At 47.9% G+C, this 13,098-nt stretch carries 10 protein-coding genes; 3 read left to right on the forward strand and 7 right to left on the reverse strand.

The window, feature by feature from the left end; genetic code table 11:
• Positions 1–162: 162 nt before the first annotated feature.
• The 6 genes from RCO25_RS18975 to RCO25_RS19000 all read right to left on the reverse strand — a co-directional run bounded on the left by RCO25_RS18975 (position 163) and on the right by RCO25_RS19000 (position 7,091).
• Positions 163–1,815, reverse strand: coding sequence for an extracellular solute-binding protein (locus tag RCO25_RS18975; RefSeq protein WP_308997706.1), 1,653 nt, complete (start codon positions 1,813–1,815; stop codon positions 163–165).
• Positions 1,816–1,887: 72 nt separating this feature from the next.
• On the reverse strand, positions 1,888–2,790 hold the full coding sequence (locus RCO25_RS18980; RefSeq protein ID WP_308997707.1) for a carbohydrate ABC transporter permease: 903 nt from the start codon (positions 2,788–2,790) through the stop codon (positions 1,888–1,890).
• A gap of 43 nt (positions 2,791–2,833) precedes the next feature.
• Complete coding sequence (locus tag RCO25_RS18985) at positions 2,834–3,697, reverse strand: ABC transporter permease (RefSeq protein WP_308997801.1); 864 nt, start codon at positions 3,695–3,697, stop codon at positions 2,834–2,836.
• 126 nt (positions 3,698–3,823) lie between these two features.
• Complete coding sequence (locus RCO25_RS18990; RefSeq protein WP_308997708.1) at positions 3,824–4,708, reverse strand: carbohydrate ABC transporter permease; 885 nt, start codon at positions 4,706–4,708, stop codon at positions 3,824–3,826.
• Positions 4,709–4,761: 53 nt separating this feature from the next.
• The gene (locus RCO25_RS18995) at positions 4,762–5,646 is read right to left on the reverse strand and encodes a carbohydrate ABC transporter permease (protein ID WP_308997709.1); all 885 of its coding nucleotides are present in this window, start codon (positions 5,644–5,646) and stop codon (positions 4,762–4,764) included.
• An 80-nt stretch (positions 5,647–5,726) separates the two neighbouring features.
• Positions 5,727–7,091: an ABC transporter substrate-binding protein gene (locus RCO25_RS19000; RefSeq protein WP_308997710.1), complete on the reverse strand. Its 1,365-nt coding sequence runs from the start codon at positions 7,089–7,091 to the stop codon at positions 5,727–5,729.
• A gap of 195 nt (positions 7,092–7,286) precedes the next feature.
• On the opposite strand from RCO25_RS19000, the gene RCO25_RS19005 reads away from it, so the two are divergent.
• The 3 genes from RCO25_RS19005 to RCO25_RS19015 all read left to right on the forward strand — a co-directional run bounded on the left by RCO25_RS19005 (position 7,287) and on the right by RCO25_RS19015 (position 10,991).
• Positions 7,287–9,107, forward strand: coding sequence for a sensor histidine kinase (locus RCO25_RS19005; protein WP_308997711.1), 1,821 nt, complete (start codon positions 7,287–7,289; stop codon positions 9,105–9,107).
• Complete coding sequence (locus tag RCO25_RS19010; RefSeq protein ID WP_308997712.1) at positions 9,097–10,725, forward strand: response regulator transcription factor; 1,629 nt, start codon at positions 9,097–9,099, stop codon at positions 10,723–10,725. Before RCO25_RS19005 ends, RCO25_RS19010 begins: the two co-directional genes overlap by 11 nt.
• Before the next feature lie 119 nt (positions 10,726–10,844).
• Complete coding sequence (locus tag RCO25_RS19015) at positions 10,845–10,991, forward strand: diguanylate cyclase domain-containing protein (RefSeq protein WP_308997802.1); 147 nt, start codon at positions 10,845–10,847, stop codon at positions 10,989–10,991.
• Positions 10,992–11,095: 104 nt separating this feature from the next.
• Here RCO25_RS19015 and htpG read toward each other — a convergent pair whose 3' ends face one another.
• On the reverse strand, positions 11,096–12,976 hold the full coding sequence (gene htpG / locus RCO25_RS19020) for a molecular chaperone HtpG (RefSeq protein ID WP_308997713.1): 1,881 nt from the start codon (positions 12,974–12,976) through the stop codon (positions 11,096–11,098).
• Between the last annotated feature and the right edge of the window lie 122 nt (positions 12,977–13,098).

The following is a 13,098-nucleotide window of genomic DNA, read 5'->3' on the forward strand; positions in this document are numbered from 1 at the left end:
TTTTTATTGAAGTGTTTTTTACTCATAAGCTCGCTCCCAACTGTTCATTCCAGTATACAAAAAAGGACCCATACGCTAAACACTTTTTTCTAAGTGTCCAGTGTATGGGTACCAGTTTATTAAATCCCCCCATGGAACAGCCCTTCTATTTTCAAAACCAGCTTAGTTACCGTTGATCAAGGCCAGATTTTCCTGCCATCTTGCCGTACGGAATTCGTTCACCTTGTCGAAGCCAAGATCCGTTGTTGTCTTCTTCGCTTCTTCAATCAGCTTAAGCGCCTCATCGTCGCTTTTCGCAAACAAGATTTTGCCGAAATATTCGTTTGCGATCTCGCCTACCTGCTGATTAATAATGCCTTCATCCGTCTCTGGAGCCGGATCGATGTTGTTATACTGCGTCATGTTTTGCGATGTTTTCCAAGCAATGTTCAGCTGTGCCAAAGACCCCCAGTTGCGCTGTTCTTCCGGCAAGGTTTGCTCGATCTTCTGCTTGCTCTTATCAACAAAAGTAGCGTTGCCTGCCCATACGTAGGCTTCCAGCTTATCCTTGTCCTTCTCCTCCTGCGGAGTGCTGAACCATTTATCATTCGGGATCGGCGCGCCGTCCGCGTCGAAATCATCCCAATACAAGCCTTGCGGACCAAAGAACATTACCCGCGTGCCTTCTTCGCCCGTCATCCAATCCAGATAAGCAAAGATCGCTTCAGGATTTTTGGCGCTGGTTGTAATGACGTTAACGTTCCAGCCAAGTGCGTTATAACCGTTCGGATAAACCTTATCCTTATCCAGACCTGACTTCACGACCGGCCAAATAAATTCGTAGCCTGCATTTGGATCCTGTGCCTTCAAAGCATTATGTCCTTCGCGGCCCATGTTCGTCGCGTTGCCGCCAACAAATACAGCAACTCTGCCGGTTGCCAGCTTCTCTTTTACTTGATCATCCTTTTGCGTCATGGCATCCTGCGTCATTAGGGCTTCTCTAAACAGCTTGCTTGCATACAGCATTGTTTCTTTCCAAGCTTCATTGTTATAGATCGTATCGAATTTGTTGCCGTTTGGATACGCCTTCATCGCATGGAATGCGCCTGCCGCACCCTCTTGGAAGCTCGGGAACATCACCTCTACGCCCGAAGCATTGCCGCCCACCTCTAAAGGCACAACATCAGGGTATTTCGCTTTAACCTGCTGCAGGTATGCGTACAAATCATCCGTTGTTTCAAGCTTCGGCGAACCGAGCTCTGCGTAGATTTTCTTATTTACGAACCAACCGCCGTTACCTGTCGGTGCTGCCGTATACCAGTTCGGGAACTGATAGATTTTGCCGTCGCTGGAGCGCAGCATGTTCAAGGTTTCTTCGCCCGCCCATTTCTTCAGGTTCGGATATTTATCGATATATTCATCAAGAGGTACCAGCGCTCCCGCTGCTCTCAAACGTTCTACTTCTGGCCCGCGATCCATCATAATGGCGTCAGGAAGCTCTTTGGAAGCGATCATCGTGCTCAGCTTTTGCGCCGCTGCGCCGCCGGATTGGATAGGCTCTACGGTTACCTTCAGGTTATCCTGCACCCATTTGCTGTTAGGATTAACTCCCCATGGTTCTGTGGTCCACCAGTCATAATGGACATAATAAGAAAATGATACCGGTGTTTCTCCCAAAACAAACCCATCGCTCTTCTCCGTTTTATTAGAGCCGGTATTGACTGCATTGCCTTCGTTAACAGAGTTTCCGCCGTTATTGCCCGAGCATCCGGCAAGCAGCACAGTCCCGGCAAGACCAACGGCCATAAGCGCGGTTAGCAGCTTTTTTCCTTTCATAATCGTACGCCTCCCAATTTTTAATATATATACTCAAACCCCTCGCCTAAGCAGTAAGGTCGAATACCGAGATTACTCCTTTAAGGAACCGATCAGGACGCCTTTCACGAAAAAGCGTTGAACGAACGGATAGACTAAAACGATCGGAATCGTCGCTACCATCATCGTTGCCATCGTTAACGACTTGCTCGTTACGCTCTGCATCCGGCTTAATGCATCTGAAGCAGCACCGCTGCCCTGAGAAGCGATAGACAGCTGCTCGCTCATCGTATTGGAATTCATAATTTGCTGAAGGAACGTCTGAATCGGATAAAGCTTAGCATCGTTAATAAAGATCGTGGCGGTAAACCAATCATTCCAGTGGTAGACCGCGGTGAACAAGGATAGCGTAGCGAGTACCGGGCCGGATAAAGGAAGCACGATTTTGAAAAAGATGCCAAACGTGCTCGCTCCGTCAATTTTCGCGGATTCCTCCAGTCCATCGGGCAAGCCCATGAAGAAGGTGCGGAATATAATCATGTTCCATACGCTTACCGCTGTCGGAATAACCATGACCCAGAACGTATCCATCAGGCCCAGCTCGCGGTTCAGCAGGTAGAATGGAATAAGCCCGCCGCTAAAATACATCGTAATAATCGCAAAGATCATATAAAATTTCTTCCCGATAACGCCCTTAACGGACAAGCCGTAGGCGAAAATAGCGGTGAAGAAAATCGATATCACGGTACCTGCAATCGTCCGAAAAACAGAGATAAGAAAAGCGTCAACGATCCGCTCGTTTTGGAACACAATGCTGTAATTGTCCAGCGTAAAGGCTCTTGGCCATAACGTAATCCCGCCCTTGGCCGTATCCAATCCTTCGTTAAAGGAGATGACTGCCGAGTTCCAGAACGGATATAACGTTGCCAGCCCCAGCAGCACCAGGAGGAAATAAATAACCGTGAGCAATGCTTTATCGCCGCTGCTCAGCTTCACTAGGCTTCGCCCCTTTTCTGCATATTGGTCATCTTGATTTGCTCTACCATAGGCTCGTACCTGCTCTTCTAGCCAAATAGTTGGCCATCGTCAGCAGCCCTACGCTAATGATCGCTTTAAACAAGCCGACCGCAGCCGCATAAGAAAAGCGGTTATTAATAATCCCGATCCGGTAAGCGTACGTATCGATAACCTCTGCTACATCGCGGAGCATCGCGCTCCTGCCGAGCAGCAGCAAATCATCAAAGCCGGCATTTAAGAGACTGCCAATATTCAGAATGAGGAAAATAACGATAACCGGCGTAATCGAAGGAAGCGTTATCAAAAAAATCTGTTTGAATTTGCTTGCCCCGTCAATGGACGCCGCTTCGTATAAGCTCGGGTTCACGCCGGCAATGGCCGCCAAATAGACGATTGTCGCAAATCCGATTTCCTTCCACAAATTCGTTGTCACGATAATTCCCCAGAAATATTCCGGAAGCGATAAGAAATTAATCGGTTTGTCTATGAGTCCGAGCGCCTGCAGCGAGATGTTCAGGCTGCCGTTATCGACAGACAATATGGAAATCGTAAATCCCGATACGATAACCCAAGATAAGAAATGGGGCAGATAGCTGATCGTTTGAATGATTTTTTTGAAAGCCATATTTCTTACTTCATTCAGCATGAGCGCAAGCAAAATCGGTGCCGGAAAGTTAATAACCAGCTTTAACAGACTGATGACGATCGTGTTCCGAATGACGCGGATAAAGTCAGGCGAGTTAAAAAACATCTCAAAATGCTTGAACCCCGCCCATGGGCTGCCAAAAAAACCTTTAAACAAACTGTAGTCCTGAAACGCCATCAGCACGCCGTACATCGGGAAGTAGTTAAAGATCAAAATAAAGACTAAAGCCGGAAAAATCATGAGCTGTACTTGCCATTGCGACAAAAACCGCCGCCATAGCGGTTTTTCTCTGCGCGCGATGGTTATCGCTGTTTTCGCTGTAACAGGTGTTTGCACGCTGCCTCCGCCTCCCTTTTCTGGCCTAGCCTAACCTTTCACTGCTCCAGCGGTAATCCCGCGTGACATTTGCTCGGTAAAGAGCAAATAAATGATGACTGTCGGCAGCGCAATCATCGTCATTACGGCAAATTGCGCGCCATAATTGGATGAATATTGCCCCGTAAACTTCATGATGGAGAATGGCAGCGTTTTGAACGTTTCAGAAGTTAGAAACGTATTCGCCATAATGAATTCATTCCACCAGCTTATAAAGTTCATAATGCATACCGTTGCAATAGCCGGCTTCGTAATCGGCATGATGATTCGAAAGATGACGCCAAAGACGGAGCAGCCGTCCATGACCGCGGATTCTTCAATGCTCCTCGGAATCGTCTCGAGAAAGCCCGATAGGATCAGCAGGCTGATCGGCAAGGAGAAAGCAATGTACGGCAGGATCAACGATAATGGATTATCGATAAGATTCAGCTTGTCGAACAGAATAAAGTTCGGCAGCAAGGTCGCGTGGATCGGAACGATCATCCCCAGCATAATAAAGGCCATCGCCGGACCGCGCAGCTTCCATTCCATCCGCGTAAAAGCGTAACTTAGCATCAGAGCCAGAAAGGCGGCTGCCAAAATCGTTACGGTCGTAATCAACACGCTGTTCAAAAGAAAGCGCGGAACGCTCCCGTATGTGAATGCATTCACATAGTTATTCCATTCAAATGATTTAGGCCATTTCAAAATCCCGCTCCCGAAGAAATCTCCGCTCTTCAGAAAGGAATAATTAATGAGCCAAATAAGCGGGAAAATTTGAAGCAGTGCCACTCCCCACAGGATGATGTGAAGAATGACCTTTAAAGCAGGCGACGCGGCATCCTTCTTCTTGCCGTTATTTGCCTCCCGGTTGGTCTTAGCTGCAAGGGCCTCCACTGGCATGCCTCCTAAAGAAATTCATGTCATGAAATGACTCATTCGTGATGCCGTTAAAACTCGCCGACATCTTTTTTGAACGCTTTGTTCATCGCCATCGTTATGACGAGGCAGATGATAACGAACACAACGGAAATCGCGTTCCCATAGCCGTAAAGCGATGAAGAGAACGCCGTTTTGTAAAGGTAATTCCCTATAAACTGCGTCGTATTGGCGGGTCCTCCGTTCGTCATGAGAAACACGGTTTCCATCTGCTTCAAGCAAGCGGTAACCGCTATGACGACCGCTACCCGGACCATTGGCGAGAGGAGCGGAATGATGACTTTCGTATAAAGCTTCACTCTGCCTGCTCCATCGAGCTCGGCCGCTTCAAATAAATCCTTCGGTATGCCCTGCAGCCCCGCATAATAGAGAAGCAGCGCATAACCAAAGCCCTGCCACATGACGACGACTATAATGCACCAAATCGCAATATGTGAATCGCCAAGCCAATCCTGCTTCCAAGCGCTTAAGCCGGCGCCCTCGAGCAATTTATTTAACATCCCGAAATTCGGATGAAATACGCTTACCCACATTTTCGATGTTACGACGATTGAAATCACAGCCGGTATAAAAAAGACGGCACGGAACCATTTCTCAAGCTTTCCTGCATGTGTAACGAATATCGCGAAAAGCAGCGCAATCGGATGTTGAATCAGAAGCGTAGCTGCCAGCAGCATCAGGGCATTTAACAGAGACCGCCAAAAAACGCTGTCATGGAACAAGATGTTCATGTAATTCTCGAGCCCAACGAACTCGTAAGCACCGATTCCCGTCCAATTCGTCGTACCGTAATATGCGCTCATCAAAATCGGAAAACAAACCATGAAGAGAAACAGCATAAACCCCGGTGCGACTAGCCAAAAAATGGTGATTCGATTGCTCATCAGTTTGTGCATGGTTCTCCCCGCTCTCTCTCTGTAGAAGGGGAGGCAGTCGAAATAGATTCGTCTGCCTCCGCAGCTATCAGGTTAATCTGTTACTTCAACACGGCGACTGCCGCATCCATCTCCGTCAAAAATTGCTCCGGCGTAATTTGCTTGCCGAACAGCTTCTGATGAGCTTCCATCACCTTTGTTTTGAACTCATCCGTTCCATTATCATGGACCGGTGTTCCGCTGGAAGATGTCATGGCGCTAAAAATATCCACTAACTGTTTTTGCAGCGCTGTCTCGTTGCCAGTCAAAAATTGATCAAACTTTTGAGCTGGCGTACCGGAGCCTGTTTCCCAAACCTGCTTCGCCCAGTTCTCAGGTGCGAAGAAATATTTCAGGAAGGCTACCGCTTCCTCTGGGTGCTTCGAATTTTTGGATACGGAATATCCGCCGCCATACCATGCCGCTACGTCTGTTGCTTTGCCATTATCGGAGGCTGGATACGAAATCGCGCCTACGTTATTGCGGAATTCCTCCGGGAAATTCTCGTCCGTTGCCAGGCCGGCTTCCCAGTTGCCCATCACATACATTGCCGCTTGGCCTTGACCGAACAGGTTGCGGGATGTGCCGTAGTCCGCTGTCATGAAGCCGTCTGCCAGCCCTTTGCTGTCTGACAAAGCCGCAATATCCTGCGCCGCTGAGAGGAAGCCTGCATCGCCAGAGAATTTGCCTTCACCCTTCAATACCGCATCCATTTTGTTGAAATCGCCTGTATGGCGCTGTGCCGCATATTCGAACCAAATCGGCAGCGACCAGCCTTCCATTGCGTTTGTTGCAATCGGGTTAATGCCCTTTGCTCTTAGCTGCTTCGACACCTCAAGCAGTTCTGCCGTTGTTGTCGGTACCGTCAAGCCATTGTCGTCAAACAGCTTCTTGTTATAGTAGATAACCAAGAAATCGGTACCGCGCGGCAAGCCGTACAACTTACCGTCTTGAGAGAATCCATCTTTTGCGCCCGGCACGAAGTTGCTGCTCTCGAACTCGGCTTCGTTCAGCTCCAGCAGCATGTTGTTATCGATAAGCGGCTTGATGAAGGAGGTTTGGCCCCAAGCTTGAATAATGTCAGGCACCGCATCGGTCGATGCGTAAACCTTGATTTTAGCTTTATAAGGCTCATCTTGAAGCGCTTCGACTTCAATCTTCACATTCGGGTTTTCTGCCATATAGCTATCGATGATGGCTTGCTCGATTTTACCCGCTCCGTTAGAGCGATCGGCCAGGGCCGTAAAAAACTTAAGCGTAACCGGCTCGGCGTCCTTGCCCTTATTCGCGGCATTCGTCTCCTTAGCTTCATTGCTCGGGCTCTTCGCCGTGCCCTTGTTCTCATTCGTACCGCTATTGCCGGAGCTGCATGCTGCCACAGTGAAGACCATGAGCATCGCTACGAGCGTGATCCATATCTTTTTCATCGCTACCCCACCTTTATTTAGTTGACCAGGCGTTCCCTGTTCTGCACCCATTATAACGTGTAACTTAGGTGCCAAAATATGAGCCATAATTTAGAATAGATGCCTCATTTTTTGGATCATGGGCAAAAACCCCCTGCCTGGATTTAATTCTTGGTATACTGAAAGCACAAATTTGAATGGCAAAAGGGGATTGGCATGAGGGCTCTTTTTCCTCCATTTCGACATATTACGCTGCAGCGAAAATTACTTACCTTAGTGATTCCCCTCCTCATTGTTACCGTAGGCATTACCGGTTTATATTCGTATTTCATCGCCTCCGGAGAGGTCGTGGATAAGCTTCGCCAATCCCAATTGAATATGGCGATCAAGACGAAGGACCAGCTGGACTATTTTGCCAAGAGCACATTGAGCTTCTCCAATTATTTGTTTTTGAATCCGACGGTTCAAGGCATGGTTATAAACGGGGATACGCCACAGCGCCGTGATCAGGTGTTCAAAAATCTGCTGCCGCTCATGGTTACCGGTGAATTTATTCAATCGCTCATCCTTTATCCGACCTCGAAGGAGGATGTATCGGGGCAGCCGTTTGCCATTACGCAAACCGGCATTGCAAGCGCTATCAGTTTTGAAGGCTTTACCAAAACCCGCTATTATGAACGATTAGCAAAAACGCCTTCGGGGCAAATCTGGGATATGTTTTACCCCTCGGATTATATTTTGCCCGGTGACTACCATCATAAAATCGTCTTAATCAAGCCCTACAAAAACTATTACAACTATGCGCGCAGCGGTCTCCTCGTCATCGGAATGGATGCGGATAAGCTGAGCAAAAGCTTATACCATGGCAATGAGGAGGCTGCGCAGTTCATTATGAATGATCAGGGCATCGTCCTCGCCGCAACGGATATGCAGTGGATCGGCAAGCCCATCACGCTGCTGCCCTTTTTCAATCAGGAGGATACGACGACGATTCATCCTGAACGCGGATTGGCCGTATTAAAGAAAAACAAAAAGTATATCGTCTCCGATTCGATTTCGGATATTACCGGCTGGCATACCGTCGTTATTCAGGATCGCAGCAAGCTGGTGCTTGAGCTGAAGCATATCGGCTCTGTCACGTTCTCCATTATGGCTGTCGTAACACTGATTACGATCATCGTCTCTTGGGTCATCGCCCGCATCATTACGAATCCGATGAAGAAGCTGATGTTTTCGATGAGGGCGCTTCAAACGGGAGATTTTACGCAGCGGGTCCACTTCAACGGCAACGATGAGATCGGCAGGCTTGGACATTTGTATAATACGATGGTTGGACGAATTAAGACATTAATCGATGATGTTTATGCCTCGAGGCTGAAGCAGAAGGAAGCGGAGCTTAAGGCGCTGCAATCGCAAATTAACCCTCATTTCCTCTATAACACCTTGAACATGATTAATTGGAGCGCCGTTCAGAAAGGAGATAAGGAAATATCTGAAATGGTCGTTTCGCTCTCGCAGGTATTCCGTTTAAGCCTCAACAGCGGCAATGACCTGGTAGCGCTCGAGCATGAAATGGAGCTGGTGCGGAATTATTTGTTTTTGCAAAAGAAACGCTTCACGTCCCGTTTCAATTTCGAGATTGACTTGGAGACGTCCATCCAGCAGTTCCGCATGCCGAAGCTGCTCCTTCAGCCCCTCGTCGAGAATGCCATTATCCATGCGATTGAGCCTTCAGGCGGCAATGGCCATATTCACGTAAAGGCTTATAAAGAAGATTCGCTTATTATTCTTGAGGTCTCGGATAACGGTCCCGGCATGCCTGAGTCTCAGGTTCAGCGCCTAAACCTAGCGCCAGTCGATGAGCCGATGCAGACTCTGCAAATGCACGAACAGCATTCAGGGATGGCGCTCTCCAATATTAAAGAGAGACTTGCTTTATTTTATGAGCATGCGGAATTTGAGATTGTAAGCCGGGAGGGTCTCGGCACTAGAGTCCAAATACGAATCAAACAAGGGGGCACATCAAATGGCGCTTAAAATGATTATTGCGGAGGATGAGCAATCGTTTCGGGAAGGTATTCTTACCCTTGTAGATTGGAAGCTTTATGGCATAGAGATTGCCGGTGAAGCCGAGAACGGCCGTCAGGCTTTGGAAATGATCCATAATAACCCGCCGGACTTGCTTCTGACCGATATCCGCATGCCCCACCTGAGCGGCCTTGATTTGATTAGAGAGGCCAAAGCCGCCGGCCATGATTTCCGCTCGGTGCTGCTTACCGGCTATGACGAGTTCGAATATGCAAAGGAAGCGATCAAGCTCGGCGTATCGGATTATCTCTTGAAGCCCTGCATGCCGCATGATATCGTACGCGTTATTTTGGAATTAAAGCAAAAAATCGAGGATTCCGAGAATGAGGATAAAGCGGTTAACGCTCTTAATCAAAGCTGGAACCGTAATATTCATCTGCTGAAAAATCAAATATTGTCCCAGTGGATCCAGCAGCCTTTAATGCCGTTAGAGAACCGCGCAAACGTCATGAGCGAGGTCGAGTTGACACTCCTGCCCGGGCAGATACAGGTTGGCATCATTCGGATTGATGCGAATAAAGGGCCTAACGCGGCAGCCTCCAAACGGGATTTGGAGCTCATTCGCTATGCGCTGCTTAATATTACGGGAGAGACGCTTCAGCCTCTATACGAAGGAAAGCTAGAAGTATTCCGCCACGGAGTCGAAATGCTGTGGATCGGCAATTATCCGGATCATGCCACGCTCGATGCGATCGGGAGCGCGATGAAGATGCTCCAGTGCAACCTGGAATCCTATTTAAAGCTTTCCATCAGCATATCGATCAGCTCGGCTCAAGCCTCCGTCGATTTTGCCCATATCGGCTATCAGGAAGCGCTTGAAGCGATGGAAGGACGATTCTATCAAGGACGGGGCGGCATTTTCTTTTATGCGGGGGCAGACAAACCGCACACCTCAAAAACCTCTATTCTGGATGATCCGTTTCTGCATCGCATGGAGAAGGAGCTGCTCGTTTCGCTGCAAAACGAGCAGTATGAGCAAGCTGTCGATGCCATAGAGGCGAGCATGTCTCATATCCGAAGCAACTCCGGTTATAGTAAGGCCGAGGTGCATCTGCGCTCAACGAGTCTGATTCTCGAGCTGCAGAAGTTCGCTAAGGAACGCAAGGTTGCTTCTATTGAATGGCAGGACAGCTTCGTTAACTGGATGGAGCAAATTCCAAATATGGATACGCTTGACGACTGCTCCGTCGTGCTGCAGAAAATCGTGCAAAGCATCGTCGAGGCGGTGTCGAAGCAAAAGTCGCTGCATCGCACGGTTCACGCCACCATCGAGCTTATTAAGCAAAGGTACAATACGAACCTCACGCTAGAGCTTGCGGCCAAAGAAACTTTCGTCAGCAATTCTTATCTCAGCTCGCTCTTCAAGCAGGAGCTTGGCGTTAACTTCTTAGATTACCTGCATCAATACCGCGTGGAGCAATCCAAAGAACTGCTAAGGCAAAGCTACAAAATTTACGCCGTATCCAAGCTGGTAGGCTATCAAGAGGAACGCCACTTCAGCTCGACCTTCAAGAAGTGGACCGGATTAACGCCGCGGCAATATCAGAAAAATTACAACGCGGAATGAATGGAATCAAAGGACTGTCCCAAGGTGCATTATTGAGATCGTTTACAATGAACAGGAATTGCAAAACAAATTGAATCAAAATACGCAGGTGTTTTTGCTTCAGCTGTTAGACGGCCTCCATTGGAATTGCGATTGCGCCTGAACATGCCGAGGACTCCGAACGGCTTTACATATGCGCAGACCAGGCTCTTTACCATGCCAAACGCAGCGGTAAAAATACTTACAGCCTTTATGACCATGATAACAAAAACCAGATCATACTTTAGCGTTACAAGCGTTAACGGCTGTTGTTTCGCGGAGATATAGAAACAAAACAACCTGCACAGGCATAGACCCGTGCAGGTTGTTTTCGTAGCTCTTATTTCTAGGATTAAACCATAACTTTACAAATGTCATTCGTGAACGATACCGGATCTTGAATCGGCAAGCCCTCGATGAGCAGCGCTTGGTTGTAGAGCAAGCTCGTGTAAAGGCTAAGCTTCGCTTGGTCTTTGCCATGGGCATCCTTCAATGCTGCGAAAATTTCATGGTTCACGTTGATTTCCAGCACTTTGTCCGCCTTCACGTCTTGGCTGTTCGGCATTGCCTTCAATATTTTTTCCATTTCGATCGTAACCTCACCCTCGGTCGACAAGCACACGGGATGCGATTTAAGACGTTTTGACGCTTTGACGGCCTTTACCTTATCCTGCAGGATTTCTTTCATTTGCTCAAAGAGCTCCTTATGCTGCTCCTGCTCCTCCGCCGTTTCCTTATCCTTCTCGTCAGCTTCGATGCCAAGATCCCCGCTGGATACCGACTTGAATTCCTTATCTTTGTACTTAGCGACAACCTTGATCGCGAATTCATCGATATCGTCCGTGAAATAAAGGATTTCGTAGCCTTTGTCGGAAACCATCTCTGTTTGCGGCAATCTCTCGATTCTCTCGATCGACTCGCCGGAAGCGTAATAGATATACTTCTGGTCCTCGCTCATTCTTGACACGTACTCATCAAGCGTAACAAGCTTCTTCTCTTTGGAGGAGTGGAACAGCAGCAGATCCTGCAGCACTTCTTTATTCATGCCATAGTCGTTGTATACGCCGAACTTCAGCTGTCTTCCGAAGCTTTTGTAGAAGGTCTCGTATTTCTCGCGGTCATCCTTAAGGATGCCAAGCAGCGCGCTTTTAATTTTGCTGTTGATGTTTTTGGCGATCAGCTTCAGCTGGCGGTCATGCTGCAGCATCTCACGCGAGATATTGAGCGACAGATCCTCGGAATCAACCATCCCTTTAACGAAGCTGAAATAATCCGGGAGCAGGTCCGAGCATTTATCCATAATAAGCACGCCATTCGAATAAAGCTCAAGCCCTTTCTCGTATTCCTTCGTGTAGTAGTCGAACGGCGTATTTTCCGGAATATACAAGATTGCATTGTAGACGACGGCCCCGTCAGCGCTAATATGCAGGTGCTTGATCGGTTTATCAAAGCCATAACGCTTCTCGAAATAAAATTGATCGTAATCTTCCTGCGTAAGCTCGTTTTTGTTTTTTCGCCAGATCGGCACCATGCTGTTGACGGTTTGCTCTTCCTGGTATTCCTCGAACTCGTTCTCACTGTCCTGCTTCGGACGTTGGCCTTTCACGTCCATCTTGATCGGATAACGGATAAAATCGGAATATTTTTTGATAATCGATTTTAGGCGATATTCCTCTAAGTATTCATCGTATTGGTCATCCTCGGTGTTTTCCTTGATATTCAACACGATTTCGGTACCTGCGGAAGCCTTCTCCGCTGGCTCGATCGTATAGCCGTCCGCTCCCGTTGACTCCCATTTGAAGGCTTCGTCGCTGCCGAAAGCCTTCGTTGTTACGGTAACGACATCCGCCACCATGAATGCGGAGTAGAAGCCTACGCCGAACTGACCGATAATATTATGGCCGTCCTTCAGCTCGTTTTCATTCTTGAAAGCAAAGGAACCGCTCTTCGCGATAACGCCAAGGTTATTCTCAAGCTCTTCCTTGGACATCCCAATACCTGTATCTGTAATCGTCAGCGTCCGGTTCGCCTTGTCAGCCACTACTTTGACGTAATAATCCTCTTTGTTGAACAGCAACTGCTCATCGGTTAAGGCTTTGTAATAGAGCTTGTCGATAGCGTCGCTCGCATTAGAGATCAGCTCTCTCAAGAAGATTTCGCGCTGCGTATAAATGGAATTAATCATCATTTCCAGCAATCTTTTCGATTCTGCTTTGAACTGTTGTTTGGACATGGATAGATCCCCTTTCCATTCGTCGATTATAAAATCATTATGGATATGTGACAGGATGGCTTGGCCTAGCTTTGTTAAACCATCACCCTATATATTAGCACTCAAACTCTCTGAGTGCTAAT

The organism is Paenibacillus sp. LHD-38 (assembly GCF_031157315.1).
Lineage (GTDB): Bacteria > Bacillota > Bacilli > Paenibacillales > Paenibacillaceae > Pristimantibacillus.

Excerpts from the sequence above, each read along its gene's own strand:
- RCO25_RS18975 (WP_308997706.1), bottom strand. The coding sequence starts at position 1,815 with ATGAAAGGAAAAAAGCTGCTAACCGCGCTTATGGCCGTTGGTCTTGCC.
- RCO25_RS19010 (WP_308997712.1), top strand. The coding sequence starts at position 9,097 with ATGGCGCTTAAAATGATTATTGCGGAGGATGAGCAATCGTTTCGGGAA.
- RCO25_RS18995 (WP_308997709.1), bottom strand. The coding sequence starts at position 5,646 with ATGCACAAACTGATGAGCAATCGAATCACCATTTTTTGGCTAGTCGCA.
- RCO25_RS18985 (WP_308997801.1), bottom strand. The coding sequence starts at position 3,697 with ATGATTTTTCCGGCTTTAGTCTTTATTTTGATCTTTAACTACTTCCCG.
- RCO25_RS19005 (WP_308997711.1), top strand. The coding sequence starts at position 7,287 with ATGAGGGCTCTTTTTCCTCCATTTCGACATATTACGCTGCAGCGAAAA.
- htpG (WP_308997713.1), bottom strand. The coding sequence starts at position 12,976 with ATGTCCAAACAACAGTTCAAAGCAGAATCGAAAAGATTGCTGGAAATG.
- RCO25_RS19000 (WP_308997710.1), bottom strand. The coding sequence starts at position 7,091 with ATGAAAAAGATATGGATCACGCTCGTAGCGATGCTCATGGTCTTCACT.